An 18,892-nucleotide genomic window follows, 5' to 3' on the forward strand; every position below is an offset into this window, starting at 1 on the left:
TTGCACCCCCTTTACCAGTGTTTGTGCAGCAGCTCCTGGCGGCTGCCGTATAGAAGAACCAAAAAGGCGAAGATATCCAGCTTGCCCAATATCATAAGGAAGCAGCAAAAGAGCTTTACTGCAACGGGCAGTGCCATAATCTGGCTGTGGCTGGTGTGAAACAGCATAATAGGCCCTGTACTGGTTATACATGCCAGGGCAATATCCATGGATTGCTGCATATCCAGTCCTGCGGCGGAAATCACCAGTATGGAAATGGAAATGGTTACAATAACCATGAAGAAAAAGGCCAGTATTCTGTTAATAACCTTGGATGGCACAATATCCTCATCGATTTTCATGGTCATAATAATATCCGGATGAATGGTGCGGGTGATTTCGTTGGCGCAGGACTTAAAGAGAATCATAAGGCGGAGAATCTTAAAGCCCCCTGCCAATGAGCCGATACAGCCACCAATGGAGGCAACCACAATAAGCAGCATCTTGTCGAAATCAGTCCATGTGAGCACCTCAACCGGGGGAGCTCCCGTGGTGCCTGCGTAAAGGGCCACGGAAAAGAAGCCGTACAGCAGGCTGTCGGAGAGACTGTAATAATTTTTATTAAATAAATGAAGTCCGCAAATAAGGCCGATTACCAGAATAATCAGCACGAAAATATGGAATTCTGAATTTGTGACGGTTTTTTTCAGCATGGAATACTGGCGGCGTTTAATGGCCTGCCAATATATAATTACATTACCTCCTGCGGCTATAAGGCCTACTATGGCAGCTGAAGCAAACCAGACATTATTGTATAAGTAGGCATCAGAAAAATAACAGCCACCAGTGGAAATGGTGACCATGGCAAAATTAATGGCATCGTAGGTGCCAAGCCCTGCAATGCTGAAGAAGAATACGCCGATAATGGTTAATAGGGCGTAGAGAATGGAGAGACGGCGGGTGTTTTTCCGCAGTCTGTTAATGGTTATGACACCTGTTTTCAGGGCCACAGGCATGGCAAAGCTGATGCCAAACATTCCAGTTATGGCCGGGAGCACCGTGGCGATAAACATGAGTATCATGCCCCCACCCATCCATTGGGTCATGCTGCGCCAAAGAATAAGGGCAGGATCCCTGAGGGACATAATGTTGGTATATCCTGTGGTGGTAAAGCCGGAAACGCTTTCCACAAAGGAATCAACGGCTCCCAGATTATGGCTCAGATAATAGGGGAGACCGCCGAAAAAGCCTACTGTCCCCCAAATTGAGCACAAAAAGATAGCTCCGCCGTAAACAGACAATGATTCCGGCGGATTGTGTGATTTTTTTATCAGAAACACTGCACAGAGCAATGTAATGAATATAGATTGTCCAAATACCCCGGTCATATAATCATGGCCCAGATATATGCTGTAGCCAAAGGGAATGGCCATACAGGCTGAGCAGAGCAGCAGGGCCCTGCCCATAAGATATAGGATTAATTTATCCATTTTTTATCCTTTAACGCTGTCTATGACGGCGTTTTGTTATTTATAGAAATATTTTAAAACCTTGGTGGTGGCCTGTTTTTCCGTAATGATAATAGCCCTTCCCCCGGCGGCCAGCATTGTGTTGCCGTTAGGGATTTCCACCACATCGTCCTTTACAAAGGCGCATACCAGACAGGATTTTGGCAGTTTGGCATCCATGAGCTTTTTGTTGCACACGTCACAGCCATCCTCAATGGTAACCTCCGTAACCTCGGCTCTGGCGTCCTGCAACAGGGATACTGCGGAGTTGCCCCGGACGAAGGCCAGCACTTCATTGGTGGCCAGAACTCTGGAGGACAGGGAAATATCCACACCCAGCTCAGCGAGAATGGATTTATAGTCGGTTTTGGCCTGACGGATAATGGTCTTTTTAACTCCGTGATGCTTGCCCAAAAGGGCCAGCAGGAAGTTCAGCTTATCGTCGTCAGTAAGGCAGATAAGGGCATCTGCCTCGTTGATACCCTCCTCCAGCATTTTGTTGATATCCGCAGCATCGGCCCAGATGGCCTTGCCGTGGTTTTTGAACATGGAGGCCACCAGACGGCACCTTTCCTTGTTGGTGTCGAAAATCTTCACCTTTACGTGCTGTTTGTCCAGCATGGTGGCTACAAAGCGGCCCATACGTCCCGCACCTACAATGGTAACCTTTTCCAGCTTGGAGGCGTTTCGCTCCACCAGATTCTTGCTGAAATTGTCTATATCCTGGGTAAGACCGATAAAATATGCGTTGTCACCGGCCTGGAAGGAGTCATCGCCATGGGGCAGAATCATGCGCTGGCCACGGAAAATCATGGCAGCCATAATAGTCTTTGGCATTTCCAGATCCTTAAGCTTTATATTTGTCAAAGGAGATTTTTTCTTTACCTTGGTTTCAAAGAGGCGCACCTGGCCATCGGCAAAGTCCTCGATATTAAGGGCAGCCGGTACCATGAGAATGCGGTTTATTTCCATGGCCATAATCAGCTCAGGATTCAGCATGAGATCAATATCGAAGTTGGATTTTAAATATTCCTTGGCCTCGGAAATGAACTGCATGTCCCTTATGCGGGCAATGGTGCGCTTTATGCCGTGTTTTTTGGCCAGAATACAGGAAACCATGTTCACTTCATCTGTGGCAGTAACGGCTATAAGCACATCAGCCCCACGGATATCGTCATTATTCATGGTTATAGGGCTGGAGCCGTTGGCCTCAATGGCCAGAACGTCAAGGCTGGCCTGAACATTTTGCAGGCGGGATGCGTCGTTATCCACCACTATTACGTCATATTCCTCCTGGGAAAGGCGTTCGGCAATGGAATAACCCAGTTTTCCCGCGCCAACTACAACGATTCGCACGATGGAACCTCCTAAAAGCAACAATATTTCAAGCTATATGATACTCTATTTTTGCAAAAAAAACCATAATTATGGAGTTTTATGCCATATTAGGGGCTGATAAAATCACCTTATTTTCATCGTCTTTACCATGGTAAGATTTGGGAAAAGTTAAAAATTAATATTAGCCATTATATGAACAACTGGGGTATAATATAAGGTAGATGTAAATTATTCCATATTCGGGGTGAAAGGAGGGCTGGATGTGATAAAGGAACAGCGGGGGGCAGTAATTATCCTCTTTGCGTTGATAATTCCCTTTATAATGTGTTGTACCGGCCTGGCTATAGATTTGGGAAATATGTATGTACATTATTCCAGGCTCCAGAATGCAGCGGATGCGGCAGCCCTGGCAGGGGCCAATGCCTATGCCGAAAGCGGTGGGGAGACGGAGACAGCAAATAATTTTGCCCAGAGATATGTGACGGTAAATGAGAAAAACGCATCCTTTAAATCACCACCTCAAATTAAGGACAAGGATGGCAAAATCTATTATGTGGTTGTTCTCAAGGAAAGGGTGCCATTGTACTTTCTCCGTTATTTCCCGCAAATAGGTTCAGATACGGAAATTAGCGCCGCAGGCTGTGCCCAGATTACCCTGCAACGGCAGTCTTCGGGAAAGAACAGTGGCGGCGGGACTGACCTTTTTAATAATCTGTTTGTGGCCAGTGCCTTTGATTCTGTAAATCCCTATCAGAATAGAGATAAGTATGGGGAACAAAGTATTGAACAGATAAAAAGCAACAGTTCCACCTATGAAGGGTCCATTGTTATTACGGACAGAGGTAATTTCAGCAATGCTTATGGAAAAACATTTTTGAGCCCGGAGGCATTCGGCTCAGATGGAACGAAACAATCAACAGTGAATGATGCCATATCTCATGGCTACGTAAACATTCCGGAATATAATGGAACATTGGACGTAACGGAATATTACAGGAAAACGGTAAAGGATTTGATGACCGCTGATTCAACCTACAAGGTTACTGATCCGAACAATCAGAATGTGATACTGAATATTTTTTACAGCGATACAGTACTAAAGGGACAAAGCTCTGCTGATGTAATATATTTCAACATTCCAAACCTTAATCTTACTATTTCCAACGCCATAAGCGGTGATCCAAATAAACCACTTTATGTTATTTGTGACAATATAAATATGTTGCACTTCTCCGGTGATATGACCTCAGGCAGGCCAATAGTGCTAATCAATAGGGGCTCAGGGGAGCTTGCTCTGGAATGCAGTGGTGGTAAATTTACCGGAGATATTTATGCCCCTTATGGCTCCGTTAAGGTAAATGACAATGGGCTGACATTCTATGGAAGTATTGTGGCAAAAAACAGGATTCAGCTTCAGAGTAATGGATATTATTTCCAGAAAAATTATGTGGGCGATGGCTCCACAGGAAATAAGGGATATAAAATTACCTTGGTCAATGCCAAGGAGGTTTTGGAATCTTAAACCATCATAAATAAAAAAAGAACCGGTTTCCCGGATACTTGGGTATCACTAGGATTCCGGTTCTATTTTTATGTCCGTTAGTTTTTTGGCGGGAATGCGGCTTAGGGTTCCTGCGGGAAGCTCAATGACCCCCTTGGCCCCCGGGGCCACGCATATACCAGTCCAGGGCTTAAGGTTGGTGGCTATCTTCACCACCTTGTAATCATCATCGTAAAAGATTACATCAATGGGAAAGCGCATAAACATCATGTGGATGCTGTTGCATGGGGTCAGCAGGATTCCCGTGTTGGGATCCAGTCTGAAGCGGCCCATAAGCCCAAGAAATCTCTTTAAAAAATTGTCCGCCACCTGAATTTTAAATTTTTCATCAGGGGCACAGTTCAGGGTTAATTTCACCATATATTATCACCCCGTATCAGAAGCTCTTAACTAAATTAAGCAATACTGGTACCAATATTACCACGAAAAGAGCCGGGAAAATAAATAAAAGCAAAGGGAAGAGAATTTTTACAGGTGCCTTCAGGGCCTCCTCCTTAATGGCCTGACGGCGACGCTCCCTCATATTGCTGGCCTGAATGGTCAAGGTGTTGCCAATACTGGTACCCAGCCGCTCAGACTGAATAATGGAGGATACAAAGAGGGCCAGCTCCGGCACTTCACAGCGGTTTGACATATCCTTTAGGGCCTGACGCCGTGGTATACCCATGCTCATATCATCAAGGGCATCCCGCAGCTCGTCAATCAGTGGTCCCTTGGTGCGCTGAACGATTTTTTTTACGGCGGCATCAAAGGTAAGCCCCGCCTGAACGCTGACACACATGAGATCCAGAATCTCCGGCAGCTGCTTCAGCATTTTGGCCTGCCGCTTGGTAATTATTGAGTTTAACAATAATATTGGCAGGGAACCTCCCACAACAACACCAAGCACCAGCCAAAATACAACCTGTATTGGTGCAAGGGGATGGAGGGTGGTATATCTGTAAGCGAAATAGGTGGTAAAGCACACAAAAATTGCCCAGATAATGGAAAATCCCCCTACGGACAGCTTATTTTTCAGCCCTGCAACTATGAGCTTTTTCTGAATGCTTCCCGTAAGGGAGGATGGGGTCAGCTCAAAGAAATTTTTTTCAAGATTGTTAACAAGGGGCTTGATTACACGGCTGTAGAAGGACTGATTCTCCTTATCCTGCTCCCTGTTCAGGGCCATATTGCTCATCATGCGGCTGGCATCCACGGTGTTCAGATCGTTAATGGAGTTAAGTCGCCTTTGGTAGGTGGACTGGGGAACCACATAATTTTGGATAAAGCCGAAGCAAATGAGAAATATCAGCAATGCAATGGACATGGAAAAAAGAAGTGGCAGAATCATAAATACATTCCTCCTTCATCCCCCATGTTCTGGAACATTTCATCAGGCATATCGACACCATTGACCTGGAACTTGTCCAAAAAGCCCGGCAGCAGTCCTGTGGAAACAAAACGTCCCACGGCCTTGCCGTTTTCGTCCATGCCCGTCATCTGATAATAGAAAAGGTCCTGAGTTGTAATGGTATCACCCTCAAGGTGCTGAACCTCAGTAATATGGGTAATTTTGCGGCTGCCGTCCTTAATACGTGACTGATGGAGTATAAGGTCAATGGCAGAGGAAATCTGCTCCCTTATGGCCTTAACAGGCAAATCAAAGCCGGACATCAGCACCATGGTCTCAAGACGGCTCAGGGCATCCCTTGGGCTGTTGGCATGGGCGGTGGTTAATGAACCGTCATGGCCCGTGTTCATGGCCTGAAGCATATCCAGGGCCTCACCGGAACGAACCTCTCCCACCACAATACGGTCAGGGCGCATTCTCAGGGCATTTCTTACAAGATCACGAATGGTAATCTGTCCCTTACCCTCAATATTGGCGGGACGGGATTCCAGGGTTACCACATGTGGCTGCTGAAGCCGCAGCTCCGCCGCATCCTCAATGGTAACAATACGCTCTGTACTTGGTATAAAGGAAGACAGGGCATTTAGGGTGGTGGTTTTTCCGGAGCCGGTACCGCCACTTACCAATATATTGATTTTGGCATTGACACAGGCCTGAAGGAACTTGGCCATGCGTCTGTCCAAGGTGCCAAAATTAATGAGATTGTCAAAGGTTAAAGGCTTCTTGGAGAATTTACGGATTGTCACCACAGGACCCACCAAGGATAATGGTGGGATAATAATATTTACGCGTGAACCGTCATTAAGGCGGGCATCCACCAAGGGAGATGACTCGTCAATACGGCGTCCCAGTGGGGAAATAATCCGCTCAATTATGTTCATGAGATGCTCATTATCGTGGAAGGTAATATCAGTAAGGAGGAGCTTGCCCATACGCTCCACGAAGATTTTATAGGGACCGTTTATCATTACTTCTGTAATGGAATCGTCCTTCAGGAGGCCCTCAATAGGCCCCAGTCCCAGCATTTCGTCCCGGAGATCGCTGATAACCCTGCCCCGTTCTCCTCTGGGAATGGCAAAGGGATTTTCATCCAGCACCTTTTGGACATAGGAATCTATGACGTGCTCAATTTCCAGCACATCCTGATTTTTCGAGGATAAAATCCGCTGCTCCTCGGGAGTCATTTCCTCCACTATGCGATGGTGTATTTTTAATTTGATTTCCTGAAAGGAAGTGTCCACCGTGTCAACGGCCAGGGAGGCAAAAATCCTCACCTGAATATTCCGCTGGTTGGGACGTCCTAATCTTTCCAAAAGTGACAAAATACCTTCACTCCACTTCAACGCACCAAAAAACGACTGCCTGCTTCCGCCGTAGTTACGGCCCGGAACCGGAAGGGCGGTACATGGTGTATGTTATATCAATTCCGTTTTTGTTGGCGGAAAATTTATTTACGCTTTTCATAATCTTCCCGAAGTAGGAACTTGAAGAATAATCCAAATGGGATTTTACAACAACATCTTTTCCATCGGATGAATAGCCTACGTTTAAATACTTACTTTCATTGGGCTTCCATACAAATACATCACTGATGAGTGTAACTTGAGCGGTTTTTTGATTTATGATTTCCTGAACATTGGGGTTTTCAGATAAGGCAACCTCATGGGCAATATTTCTGGTGGTGTTGCTCACAGTAAGATAATCCGCAAAGAAAAAGCCAAAGTATATTAATCCCACCAAAAACATAAGAAATAGAGGCAGAACTATGGCAAATTCCACAATGGCTTGTGCTTTTTGGAATCTCATACTTCTGCCTCCTCAGTTTTAATTTTTCTTATCAAGATGTCCGAATGCCTTCACTGCAACTAGCGTTCCTCCGCTGATGTAGATCTAAATACATCCAGAGGAATTATTTACTACCAGAACCAGAACTGGTAGTAGCATTGGTTTTGGCAGTATCAAGTGAATTTCCAACCTGAGTAAAGATTGCGGAAACCTTGTCCTTAATACCGCCGGCATTGGTAAGACCAGCTGCAATGGCAACTACAAATGCGAGAATAAGAGCGTATTCCACAATACCCTGAGCCTTCTGCTCAAAAAAACGCATAACCTTCATGATATGTTCCTCCCTTCAATATTAGACACTACTTTGAATAGTTAAAAAAACTAACAAATAATAGCTATAAAATAATAATACATTTTTTTCGCAAAAATGTCACGAACAATATGAATTATTATTTACTTATCTATGTATCGATATTTACAATCCTTTTTATAACAAAATAACCGACAATTTCCAAAAAAATTGCAAAACCAACTGCAATATGACCGATATCTTCCTCAATTAAAGGCTTTAAATAATCAGGATTAATGGTAGTTATAAGGAATGCCAGAGCAATTGGCAGCAGGGCCAGAATTATTCCTGACATACGCCCCTGGGAAGTAAGGGTTTTTATTTCCTGCTTCATACGCAGTCTGGCATTAATTGTTTCACTGATATTGTCCAGTATCTGGGACAGATTGCCACCCACCTGACGCTGTATCAGCACCGCCGTAATTACCAGATCAAAATCCTTGCTCTGGACACGCATGCTCATATTTTCCAGGGCCGTTTCCAACGGAATGCGAAGATTGGTTTCCCGCATTAATTTTTGCACCTCACGGCTGGCGGGGGCATCCATTTCCCTGGCCACATGCTCCAGGGCCTGCATAAAGCTGAAGCCCGCCCGCATGGCATCTGCAATCATTTTCAGCATATCGCTGAGCTGATTTGTAAAGGCGGCCTGGCGTCTCTGGATACAGAAATTAAGCACAGTCCACCCCAGAAGGGCACCGAAGGCAAAGCCCAGTATAGCCCCCACAATCTGGATGGTATAGCCGTAAAACAACACGGCCCCAAGAGTGCCCAAAATCACCAAAGCCAGCTGAAATTCCGTTCCCGTCATGGGCCAGTCAGCCTGCTGCATTTTGGTGTCAAAGGAGTTGCTTTTCTTGAAGGGCTCCAGCATTTCACCGCCCCGATGAAAGAGATTGAAGAAAAAATCCCCAATGGAGGCATTTTTTGCAGTGGCGGAAGGGTCTGTGCGGTAATCGGAAAAATAAGCTATACGCTTCTTGATATTCTGTTTTTCCTTGTTCTTACGGCCCAGAAAAAACATAAAAATGCTGAAAACTATAAGGGCAGCAAGAAGCGCTATTATCAGCTTAAAAATCATCTTTATCGTCCTGTTTTTCCTTGGTTATTCTCCCCGCCAGATAGTTAATGCGCTGGCTGAGAGGGCTGTTTGGCTTTAAGTCCAGGGCCATGCGGCCGTCATCGGCGGCGGTGGCCACATCCAGATAGGCGTTTGGAATAATTCCCGCCACAGGATAGCCGATAACTTCCTCCATTTCCTGCTTGGCGGTAATGGTGCATGGTTCCACACGGGTAAGGATAATCTTCACCTTTTCCTTGTAATCAGGCCATGTGGTGAAAATATCCAGGGACCGCTGAATGTGCTGCACCTCGTAGCCACCGTTCAGCATGGCCACCACATAGGTGGTATCGGCCATTTCCGCCGCAGCAATGGAGGTAGGATTGAACCCCGCCGGCACGTCAATAAGCACGTACTGGAACATGGTTCTGGCCATATTTATAATGGTTTCAAGGGAGTGTATGCTCACCTTGTCAATAAGGCTTGGTTCCTTGGTGCCACAGAGAATGGACACGTTTTTGGCCACAGGCACAAAGTAGGAATTTAGGGATACAGGAGACAGGAAATCCGTGTCTCTGGCGGCCTCCACAATGGTGCTCTGGGGCTTCAGATTGAAGAAAAATGCCATATCACCAAATTGCAGATCCGCATCTATAATGCCCACGCTGGCATTGGTTTTTCTGGAAATAGCCATGGCCAGATTGGCAATAAGGGTGGTTTTGCCGCTTTTCCCCTTGGGGCTGAAGAAGGTCATTACCTTGGCCTCTGCCACTCCCCCTGTGGTTGGCTTGCTGAAGGCAAATATGGCATCCAGCAGCTCCTCTGAGGAGAATGGCTTTACCAAAAAGCATTTGGCCCCTGCATTTACGTAGAGGCTGGAGCTATCGGCGGACCACTTTTCACCTGTGCATATAATATCCGCATTGGGATAAGTCTTGCGGAATTCCTCCAGCAGACTCATAATATTTGGATTATCTGCATCCAGCAGAATAATATTTGGGGTAAAAACCACGCCCTGTCCCAGGGCATCCTTGGCATCACGGAAACGGGCCACCAAGGTGACGGTTTCCGTTTCACGTATAATATTGGAAAGCTGCTCCAGATAAAGGCGGTTGCCCTCCACCAGCATGACGTTGTTGTTTATCATTGAGAAGGCACCTCCTACTTAAATATCTTTGACAGCCAGGAATCACGTTTACGGGTTTCCTCGGTCTGATAGCCCTTGTTGGTATATCTGGCCACCAGAGCCCGCAGCTCCTGGGTCAGCTCGCTTTCCTGGCCGTTAAGTACCAGTGGCACCCCTGTGGCAATGGATTCACGGGCGGAAATGAAATCATTGTGGAGAATGTGATAGAAATCCTCTCCCAATATGCTTACCACGTCCTTCAGCTGGATGTGGGTCTTGGAATCGCTTCGGTTAAGCACCAGACGAATTTTGTTGGAATCATAATTTAGGGTGCGGAGGGTTTCATTTCCTATCTTCATATTCTTGATTGTAGGAATAAAATCCACAATGCCCAAAAATGTAACGATGGTACTTATATCCAAAAGACCAAGGTTCAGCACGCTGAACATGGAGGTGGTATCAACGATTATATAGTCGTACTGCATACGCAGATTCTTCAGTACCTCAATAATTGTTTCCGGACTGAGGTTGTAGGCCTCATCCAGCTTGGCAGGATTTGGTATCACCTGGAATGATACTCCCTCATAGGAGTAGGTGGTGAGCAGAGGCATAAGTGGCCGTCCCGAATCGGCCTGTATGCTTTCGCACAGGTCCGTAATGGTGTATTCGGGGGTAAGGCGCAAATAGTTTCTGATGTCCCCAAATTGCAGATCAAAATCTGCCAGGCACACACTATAGCCCTCTCTGGCCAGCTCAGAGGCCATATTTATACTTATAAGGGTTTTCCCCACAGCCGAGGCTGTGCTAAAAAAGGTTATAATGACACCATTAATCTGTTCATCAGCCATACGCTCATCTCCGAAAAAACTACATCAGAATCATTTCTTTGTATTATCTGTATTCTTTGTATTGTCTGCATTATTTGCATGAAGTGCATTTTCTGTATTTTCGTCACTGTTGCCCTTCAGCATATCCAGCTCATTTTGGTCTACTTCCTTCAGGTTGGAATACTCATCCTTGGCCCTCTGCACCTCATTAACGAGGCCAGGGGAAACCTTCAGTGGATCTTCGCTGCTTACGATGGTCGGGGTAATGAGGATTACCAGCTCATGACGGTCCCTGGAGGTGCTGTTGTACTTGAAGAACTCGCCAATAATAGGAATTGAGCTCAACAGAGGTATCTTATTGACGGTCTTGCTTTCGCTGTTGTTCATAAGGCCGCCAATTGACATGGTTTCACCATCAGGAATGGTAATAACGGTGGAAGCCTTGCGGGACAGGAGCGCCGGAATAACGCCAGCCGTAGTGGTTACAGCATTGCTGTTATCCAAGGTACTGATTTCTGCATTTACCCCTGCGGTAATGTTGTTGTCAGGGGTGGCAACAGGCTTGATATGGAGCTTGATACCGTATTCACGCCATGTAACGGAAATGTTTCCGTTATCGTTGGCAGTAGGAAGCGGAATTTCACCACCGATGAGGATTTCTGCCTCCTCACCGCTCATGGTGGTTACATTTGGTCTGGAAAGAATACGGGCCTTGCCCTGTTTTATAAGCAGATTAAGCTTGAAGTTAATGTTGTTGTAAAAATGTTTGCCAAAGTCCTTGTAATCCTGGCCGGCGTAGAAGCTGCCAAAGGTTATGCCGCTGAAATCACCGGCCTCTGTACGTACAATACCGCTGGCTCCTGGTATAATGCCCAGATCCTTGGCGTCAGAATTGGTAATATCAATTACCATGGCAGCCAGATTAATCTGGGTAGGATTTCTCAGATCCAACATATTGATGACATTTTCCGGATTGCTTACGAAAAGAATAGCCACGCTGTGGGCATGCTGTTTTTGATACTGGTTCTCTACAGTGCCCTTTAGGAGAATTCTGTCTCCAATCTTTTCCACGTGGACCCCGGGAATATTTATGGCCTTTGTGATGGCATCGGAGGTTCCGGAGTCCTTGTTGGAAACATTTACCAGAAAATCCTGCTGCATACCATCATCGGTCCATACAGTAAGGCTGGTGGAGCCGGGAGCTATGCCCACAATATTAAGAGTTCTGTTGTTGATAACGTTAACATCCGCAATGGCGGGATTGGCTATGGCTACTCTGATAATGTCAGCGTAGCTGGAAGCATTGAACAGGGTTGACTGGTTTATCTCCAGATAGAGGGGCTGAACGTAGGCTGCTGCCACGGAGGTGGACAGAAACAGCACAAATGCCGTCAGCATGGTGGTTATATGAAGCTGCCAATTATGTATTGTTCTTTTCATTTTCAGGCTCCCTCTCTGGTAACGGTGGTACCGCGGATAACTTCAACTGAACCATAGGTTTGGGCCGGGGCCGGAGCTGGCGCCCCATTGGAGGCCGGCTGGCTGGCTCCACCAGGAACAGGTTGAGGCTGTCCCCCCTGAGGGGTTGCGCCCTTGTTGGTTACCTTGGAATATTCCGTATTTGTAGTGAACAGATCTCTTGGTCTGTATGGTCTCAGTGTCAGATAAATGGTGCCGGACTGGGCTGCAGCTATAAGCTCCATGGCATCCCGAGGGGATACGGCCAAAGTGGCTGTGGCCATGGCAGTTGCAGTGGCGTTGTTTTGTACAGGCTGGCTGGTTACAGCATTGCCATTATTATTGCTGTTATTATTGTTGTTATTTTCCCCTTCATTATTGGTTGTCGGCGTTACCACAACATTGCGCTGGGGGTTCATAGGGGTCTTGTTAATGGCCAGCAGCAGTATGTTCTGGAGAATAATGTTGGAGGTAATGCGGCTGTCATTGCCGCTGCCGGATACCACCATTACATCCACATAATCACCTGGCTTGGCGAAGCCGGAAATACCGGTAACATCATTAATGCCCACGGATATAGCGCGGCAGTCAGGTGGAATCATTCCCGTAAAGCCAGCCATTTTTATATCCATCAGCACCTTTCTGTCGGTGACGATATCCTCTCTCAATATCTGATATCTGGCAGGCTTGCCCACAATATCCTTTACGTCGGTAATGGCATCCTCTGGGGCAAATTCCACAGGAATTTCCTTGGTGGTGAGCATATTGGACTGAATCAGTGTCCGGGGAGCAATATCCGTGGCCGCCACAATGACGGTGGTCTTTTCCCCGCTATATGTCTGCACGGGCTTCTCCGGCTCCTGCTCCAGATAAATAAAAAGCAGAATACCAAAAAAGATACTGGCCACAGCAGCGAAAATAATCCAATATTTGTAGCTGATTTTTTCAGCCATGTTTGAAAAACGTTTCTGGAAGTCTGTTTTCATTGTTCTACGCCTGTCCTTATATAAATTTGTGTTATGTTTCGTAATATTCTAAAATGTATAATAGCTTAAAATATATTATATCATTATGAAGTGGTTAAGAAAACTACTAAAGTAGGTGATTCGGGTGTTTGAACACAATTTTTTTAATAATTTGTTCCCATTGTCCATAATATTGTTACTATGTTCTGCTTTTGGTCGGGGTATGCTGATTTGGTCAGGACTTCTGGCAAGGGAATACGAAAAAGAGCTGGAGGTTTTTATTCCCCTTACGGGTCCTGTTGAGAAAAACAGGTGGCTGCTTTTTCTGTCAGCAATTATTCCCCTGTGCCTGACGGGGTTGGCATATTATTTACACGGTCCCCAGTACCATATTATTCTATCTGTTTTCCTTGTTTCCTCTTTTTTGGTACAATTTTCTTTAACTGATTTTTTGTGGCAGGTTATTTTTAATAAGGAGCTGGCCCTTTTTGCATTGTTGGGAGCCAGCCGTCTTCTCATTACGGGGGGAGAGATTTCAGACTGTCTTATGGCCTCTGTGGTGGGCGTTCTTGCATTCTTCCTTCTGGCAGTGATTACCCGTGGGGGCTTTGGGGGCGGCGATGTGAAGCTCATTGGGGCCATGGGGCTCTGGCTGGGCTCAGATCTTCTTTTGACCACTGTTATTATGGGGATAATTCTGGGGGGCTTAGTGGCCCTGCTGCTTATAATTACAAAAAAAAGAAGCCGCAAGGAATTTTTTCCCTACGGCCCCTATTTTGCCATTACCGGCATGATATTATTTGTGCTGTGTATAAATTAAGGATTCTTTGTGTATTAGTTGAGGTTTCTTTTGGGGTATTTTAGGATTTTCGGCTTCAAATGGGCTTACTTGTCAGAAAAGAGGGCGGTGGAGAGGTAGCGGTCACCGGTGTCAGGCAGGAGAACCACAATGTTCTTGCCCTTGTTCTCGGCCTTCTTGGCCTGCTGAACTGCTGCGGCCAGAGCTGCACCGGAGGAAATACCGATGAGAATACCCTCGCTCTGGGAGAACTGACGGCCAAACTTAAAGGCATCCTCGTTCTCGATAGGAGCAATTTCGTCGTAAATCTTGGTGTTCAGGGTATCCGGAACGAAGCCGGCGCCAATGCCCTGAATTTTGTGAGGACCAGGGGTGCCCTTGCTGAGAACAGGAGAGGTGGCTGGTTCCACGGCAACGATTTTCACATCGGCCTTCTTTGACTTCAGATACTCACCTACACCGGTAAGGGTACCGCCAGTGCCTACACCGGCAATAAATATATCCACATTGCCATCGGTATCATTCCAGATTTCTGGGCCGGTGGTCTTTTTATGTGCCTCAGGATTTGCAGAGTTGGTGAACTGGGATGGAATAAATGCGTGAGGAGTATTCTTTGCCAGTTCCTCGGCCTTTTCAATGGCCCCCTTCATGCCCTTGGCACCATCGGTGAGTACAATCTCAGCCCCATATGCCTTTAAGAGGTTGCGGCGCTCCACGCTCATGGTCTCCGGCATAGTGAGGATAGCCTTGTAGCCACGGGCTGCAGCGAAGCTGGCAAGACCGATGCCGGTGTTGCCGCTGGTAGGCTCAATTATAACGGAATCTGCTGTGAGCTTGCCCTCGGCCTCAGCCTTTTCAATCATGGCCTTGGCAATACGGTCCTTTACGCTGCCCGCTGGGTTGAAATATTCCAGCTTAACCAGTATATTGGCCTGAAGATCATTTGCCCTGGCAAAGTTGTTAGCCTTCAAAAGTGGGGTACCACCGATAAGTTCTGTGACACTGTTGTAGATTTTAGCCATAATAAACGCCTCCTGATAAAATAATATATAAGTGCTTTGTGAAAAACATATATGTTTAGTATGTTTGTATTTTAATACCTACCATTTTAGTTTGTCAATAGAAATTTTTAAATTTTTTTAGGGGGAGGAAAAAGAAAAAGCCCGATTATCCGTAAAACATAGGATAAATCAGGCTTTGAGAGCATATTGTAATTTTATTGTACAGCGGCTTGCTGCCATTACTGCATTTTGGACAAATCGTTAAATCTGGTGAATTCCTTCTTGAAGAACATCTTCACCGTATCCACAGGACCGTTACGATGCTTGGCCACAATAACCTCAGTTATGTTTTTGTTTACCGTTTCCGGATCGTAGTAATCCTCGCGGTACAGGAACATAACGATATCAGCATCCTGCTCCAGGGAACCGGATTCACGGAGGTCACTGAGCATAGGACGCTTTATCTGACGGCTTTCAACGCTTCGGGAAAGCTGGGACAGGGCAATAACGGGCACATTCAGTTCACGGGCCACTGCCTTAAGAGAGCGGGAAATTTCGGAAATCTCCTGCTGACGGTTGTCTGTGGCACCCTTGCCAGTGCGGCCCTGCATGAGCTGGAGATAATCGATGATAATCAGATCCAGACCCTTTTCTGCCTTCAGACGGCGGGCCTTGGAGCGCAGCTCCATGACGGTGATGCCCGCAGTATCATCAATGTAGAGGGGAGCCTCGGCCACCTTGTTGGCCACGTTTACCAGCTTGCTCCAGTCATTTTTGTCCAGCTCACCCTTGCGGAGCTTCTGGGAGTCAATACCACCCTCGGAGCAGAGCATACGCTGAACCAGCTGCTGCTTTGACATTTCCAAAGAGAAGAAGGCCACGTTCTTGTGCTCCTTCAGGGCCACATGGGCTCCTATATTCAGGGTGAAGGCGGTCTTACCCATACTTGGGCGGGCTGCCACCAGTATCAAATCAGAGGCCTGAAGGCCGGAGGTGAGCTTGTCCAGATCAGTGAAGCCGCAGGGGATACCAGTAAGGCCACCCTTGTTTTCGTAGAGCACATTGATTTTGTCAAAGGTCTCCATTACAATGTCACGCATTGGGGTGAAGGCACTGACATTCTGGCGGTTGGCCACCTCCATAATCATTTTTTCCGACTTGTCAATAACATCGGCAACGTCATCAGAGGACTCGTAGGCCATGCCCGCAATATCCGTGGCGGTATTTATGAGGTGACGAAGGTCGGACTTTTCCCGCACGATCTTGGCGTGATAGGTTACGTTGGCTGCCGTCGGTACCGTATTGGCCAAAGCCGTAATAAAGGTAACGCCACCCACCTTTTCCATAAGATTCTCGTTGTTGAGGTACTCGGACACGGTGACAATGTCTGCGGGCTCGTTTTTGTTAAAGAGAGTCAGCATGGCTTCATATACAATTTTGTGGGCATCACGGTAGAAGTCCTCAGGCTTTAAAATCTGGGATACCTCGGCGATGGCCTCTTTTTTTATGAGCATGGCTCCCAAAACGGCCTGCTCCGCATCTATATTTTGAGGGGGCATTCGGTCAGCTATGGGCATATCTATTCCTCCCGTTTTTCCGTGTAAATTATTGTATAAAAGTCCAGAGAGCAGCCTTTCGTTTGCAAGTCGAAAATTGCTCACGGGTCCTTTTGATTACATTTAATGCATAGGGCAGAGGGTGGTTTTTCGTTTGAAGCCGAAAAATTGCCCTCTGCTTATTAATTTGTTTCTTCAGGGCCCAGTAAAATCTCGAAGGCTTCCTTGGCAGTGGTCACGGGATGAATATCCAGTCCCAGATGCTGCTTCGGAATGTCCTTGCTGTTTTCCTTTGGAATAATCAGGGTCTTTATGCCGGCCTGCTTGGCTCCATAGGCCTTTTCAAAAACCCCTCCCACAGGGCGGACCCGGCCCTGAAGGGAAATTTCTCCGGTTACTGCCACATCCTGGCGGATAGGCCGCTTGGTAATGGCAGACAATATGGCGGTGAGAATGGCAGTGCCCGCACTTGGGCCGTCAATGTTGCCGCCGCCAATTACATTTATGTGAATGTCGTAATCGTGAATATCCTTCCCCGTAATCATGCGCACCACAGAGGCGGCGTTAAATACGGAGTCCTTGGCCATGCTGCCGGCAGTTTCATTGAAGCGCACAGTGCCCTTGCCCTTTTCACGGGCTTCAAAGGCAATGGCCTCAATTTCAATGACGGAGCCCAAAAAGCCCGCCACGCCCAAACCGAAAATATGGCCTATTTCCAGACGGTCCGAGGCCTTCTTTGTTACATAAGGGCTAAGACGGCTCACCTGGGCCACCTTGTATATATCGGCCTTTTCAATGGCTACGGAGGTGTCATCCTCCTGCTCCGGATTTTGCTCCAAATCCTGCTGGGCATTGCGCTCCAAGGCCAGACTGTAGGCATCTGCCAAAATATTTATGGCCTTGCGGCCCTCAATTGTGTACTCGCTGATAAGCTCAGCCACACCCTCCCCTAAATTGGCAGAGAGCTTTTTGGCGGCATTTCTGACGATTTCCTGTATATTGGCAGGAGTAAGTGGTTCAAAGTAAATCTCCGCACATCTGGACCGAAGGGCCGGATTTATGTGGGAGGCCTCCCGTGTGGTGGCACCAATTAGTACGAAATCCGCCGGGGCTCCTTCATCAAAGAGCTTCTTGATATATGGCGGAATCTTCTCGTCGGCGGGATCATAATAGGCGGATTCAAAAAAGGCCCGCTTGTCCTCCAGAACCTTCAGCAGTTTATTTTGCAGCATTACATCCATTTCGCCGATTTCATCGATAAAGAGAATGCCCCCGTGGGCATCAGTTACCAGTCCCGGCTTTGGCTCAGGAATGCCAGTATCTGCCAGATCACGTCTGGCACCCTGATAAATAGGGTCGTGGACGGAGCCCAGCAGAGGGTTGGTCATGTCCCGTGGGTCCCAGCGCAAAGTTGTACCATCTGTTTCAACAAAAGGTGCATCTTCAGCAAAGGGGGACAGCTTCCGCTTTTTTGCTTCCTCCAGCACCAGCCGGGCGGCAGTGGTTTTGCCTACCCCCGGAGGTCCGTAGAGAATCAGATGCTGTGGATATGGGGAGCTGAGCTTTGCCAGCAGTGAATCCACTGCCCTTTTTTGCCCCACTATTTCATCTGTGGAGGAAGGGCGCAAAAGCTCCATTACGGACTGGGTCAGGCTTACCTTCTCCAGCTCCTCCAGATGCTCACGCTTCTTCTGCTCCAGAGGAGATTCCACATTCTTTTTCTCCTCCTTGAGAATCTGCATCTTTATGTCCTTGACGTAGTCCTGGTGGTTTTCCTCCAGGCGCTCTGCCACCTTTTTCTCCAGATCATCCTCCAGATCACGGCGGGCCAGAATATCGGAAAACTGCTCCGTGAGCTGCTCCAGAATTTCAGCCAAATCCTCATCCTTTGGCACTTCCTTGATGGTGGGGTTGTCGCTGATAATTCTCTGTAAAGCAAGTACACGCTCACCTCTTTTAGGTGAGCGCACGTACTGTAAAGCATCCATTTTGCCTGCCTTGATAACCAGCTTGTCGGAGCCGTAATAGTCCACCAGCAGATTAAACAGGGCATCTATTTTTCTGTCGATTTCATCCCGGGGACCCATTTCAGCCTTGAGAGCCGCCTTGGCAGCCTCCGGATTGGCTTCCCGGTCCTGGGTTTTTAGATTTAACAATTTGGAAAAGAAATTCTTCATGAATAAAAACCTG

General features: G+C 47.0%; 17 protein-coding genes. 2 read left to right on the plus strand and 15 right to left on the minus strand.

All coding sequences use genetic code 11. From position 1 onward, the window contains the following. Positions 1–11: 11 nt before the first annotated feature. Positions 12–1,469 (minus strand): TrkH family potassium uptake protein, encoded by a 1,458-nt coding sequence (locus tag T525_RS0102265; RefSeq protein WP_027405852.1) that lies wholly within the window; start codon positions 1,467–1,469, stop codon positions 12–14. A 36-nt stretch (positions 1,470–1,505) separates the two neighbouring features. Beyond that, positions 1,506–2,843 carry a Trk system potassium transporter TrkA gene (gene trkA, locus T525_RS0102270; protein WP_027405853.1) on the minus strand — a complete coding sequence of 446 codons (1,338 nt, stop codon included), beginning with the start codon at positions 2,841–2,843 and terminating at the stop codon, positions 1,506–1,508. Between the two features lie 244 nt (positions 2,844–3,087). Between trkA and T525_RS0102275 the strand changes: the two genes are divergently transcribed. Further along, entirely contained in the window at positions 3,088–4,347 is a 1,260-nt protein-coding gene (locus tag T525_RS0102275) for a TadE/TadG family type IV pilus assembly protein (RefSeq protein WP_027405854.1), read from the plus strand. A gap of 48 nt (positions 4,348–4,395) precedes the next feature. On the opposite strand, the gene T525_RS13925 is transcribed toward T525_RS0102275, so the two are convergent. From T525_RS13925 to cpaB, 10 genes are all read right to left on the minus strand, one after another. Next, positions 4,396–4,746 carry a DUF192 domain-containing protein gene (locus T525_RS13925; RefSeq protein ID WP_051533346.1) on the minus strand — a complete coding sequence of 117 codons (351 nt, stop codon included), beginning with the start codon at positions 4,744–4,746 and terminating at the stop codon, positions 4,396–4,398. A 16-nt stretch (positions 4,747–4,762) separates the two neighbouring features. Next, complete coding sequence (locus T525_RS0102285) at positions 4,763–5,716, minus strand: type II secretion system F family protein (RefSeq protein WP_051533347.1); 954 nt, start codon at positions 5,714–5,716, stop codon at positions 4,763–4,765. Further along, positions 5,713–7,098: a CpaF family protein gene (locus tag T525_RS0102290; RefSeq protein WP_027405856.1), complete on the minus strand. Its 1,386-nt coding sequence runs from the start codon at positions 7,096–7,098 to the stop codon at positions 5,713–5,715. Before T525_RS0102290 ends, T525_RS0102285 begins: the two co-directional genes overlap by 4 nt. Positions 7,099–7,153: 55 nt before the next feature. After that, a complete protein-coding gene (locus tag T525_RS0102295; RefSeq protein WP_027405857.1) occupies positions 7,154–7,582 on the minus strand; it encodes a TadE/TadG family type IV pilus assembly protein in 429 nt (142 codons plus the stop codon). A gap of 103 nt (positions 7,583–7,685) precedes the next feature. Then, positions 7,686–7,892 carry a Flp family type IVb pilin gene (locus T525_RS13930; RefSeq protein WP_037324900.1) on the minus strand — a complete coding sequence of 69 codons (207 nt, stop codon included), beginning with the start codon at positions 7,890–7,892 and terminating at the stop codon, positions 7,686–7,688. A 130-nt stretch (positions 7,893–8,022) separates the two neighbouring features. Continuing rightward, a complete protein-coding gene (locus T525_RS0102305) occupies positions 8,023–8,991 on the minus strand; it encodes a type II secretion system F family protein (RefSeq protein ID WP_037324902.1) in 969 nt (322 codons plus the stop codon). Next, positions 8,981–10,117 carry a response regulator gene (locus T525_RS13935; RefSeq protein WP_051533348.1) on the minus strand — a complete coding sequence of 379 codons (1,137 nt, stop codon included), beginning with the start codon at positions 10,115–10,117 and terminating at the stop codon, positions 8,981–8,983. The genes T525_RS0102305 and T525_RS13935 overlap by 11 nt, the downstream gene beginning before the upstream one ends. Before the next feature lie 14 nt (positions 10,118–10,131). Then, positions 10,132–10,944, minus strand: coding sequence for an AAA family ATPase (locus T525_RS0102315; RefSeq protein WP_027405859.1), 813 nt, complete (start codon positions 10,942–10,944; stop codon positions 10,132–10,134). A 30-nt stretch (positions 10,945–10,974) separates the two neighbouring features. Beyond that, complete coding sequence (locus T525_RS13940) at positions 10,975–12,363, minus strand: type II and III secretion system protein family protein (protein WP_051533349.1); 1,389 nt, start codon at positions 12,361–12,363, stop codon at positions 10,975–10,977. A 2-nt stretch (positions 12,364–12,365) separates the two neighbouring features. Then, a complete protein-coding gene (gene cpaB / locus T525_RS13945; protein ID WP_051533350.1) occupies positions 12,366–13,367 on the minus strand; it encodes a Flp pilus assembly protein CpaB in 1,002 nt (333 codons plus the stop codon). A gap of 202 nt (positions 13,368–13,569) precedes the next feature. Here cpaB and T525_RS13950 point away from each other — a divergent pair, with 202 nt between their 5' ends. After that, positions 13,570–14,166: an A24 family peptidase gene (locus T525_RS13950; RefSeq protein ID WP_051533351.1), complete on the plus strand. Its 597-nt coding sequence runs from the start codon at positions 13,570–13,572 to the stop codon at positions 14,164–14,166. Positions 14,167–14,231: 65 nt separating this feature from the next. On the opposite strand, the gene cysK is transcribed toward T525_RS13950, so the two are convergent. From cysK to lonC, 3 genes are all read right to left on the minus strand, one after another. Next, positions 14,232–15,167 (minus strand): cysteine synthase A, encoded by a 936-nt coding sequence (cysK, locus tag T525_RS0102335; RefSeq protein WP_027405861.1) that lies wholly within the window; start codon positions 15,165–15,167, stop codon positions 14,232–14,234. A gap of 218 nt (positions 15,168–15,385) precedes the next feature. Further along, positions 15,386–16,717: a replicative DNA helicase gene (gene dnaB, locus T525_RS0102340; RefSeq protein ID WP_027405862.1), complete on the minus strand. Its 1,332-nt coding sequence runs from the start codon at positions 16,715–16,717 to the stop codon at positions 15,386–15,388. Positions 16,718–16,884: 167 nt separating this feature from the next. Further along, on the minus strand, positions 16,885–18,879 hold the full coding sequence (lonC, locus tag T525_RS0102345; RefSeq protein ID WP_027405863.1) for a Lon family ATP-dependent protease: 1,995 nt from the start codon (positions 18,877–18,879) through the stop codon (positions 16,885–16,887). Positions 18,880–18,892: the final 13 nt, after the last annotated feature.

Origin of the sequence: Anaerovibrio sp. RM50 (assembly GCF_000622005.1) — a bacterium.
GTDB lineage: Bacteria > Bacillota > Negativicutes > Selenomonadales > Selenomonadaceae > Anaerovibrio.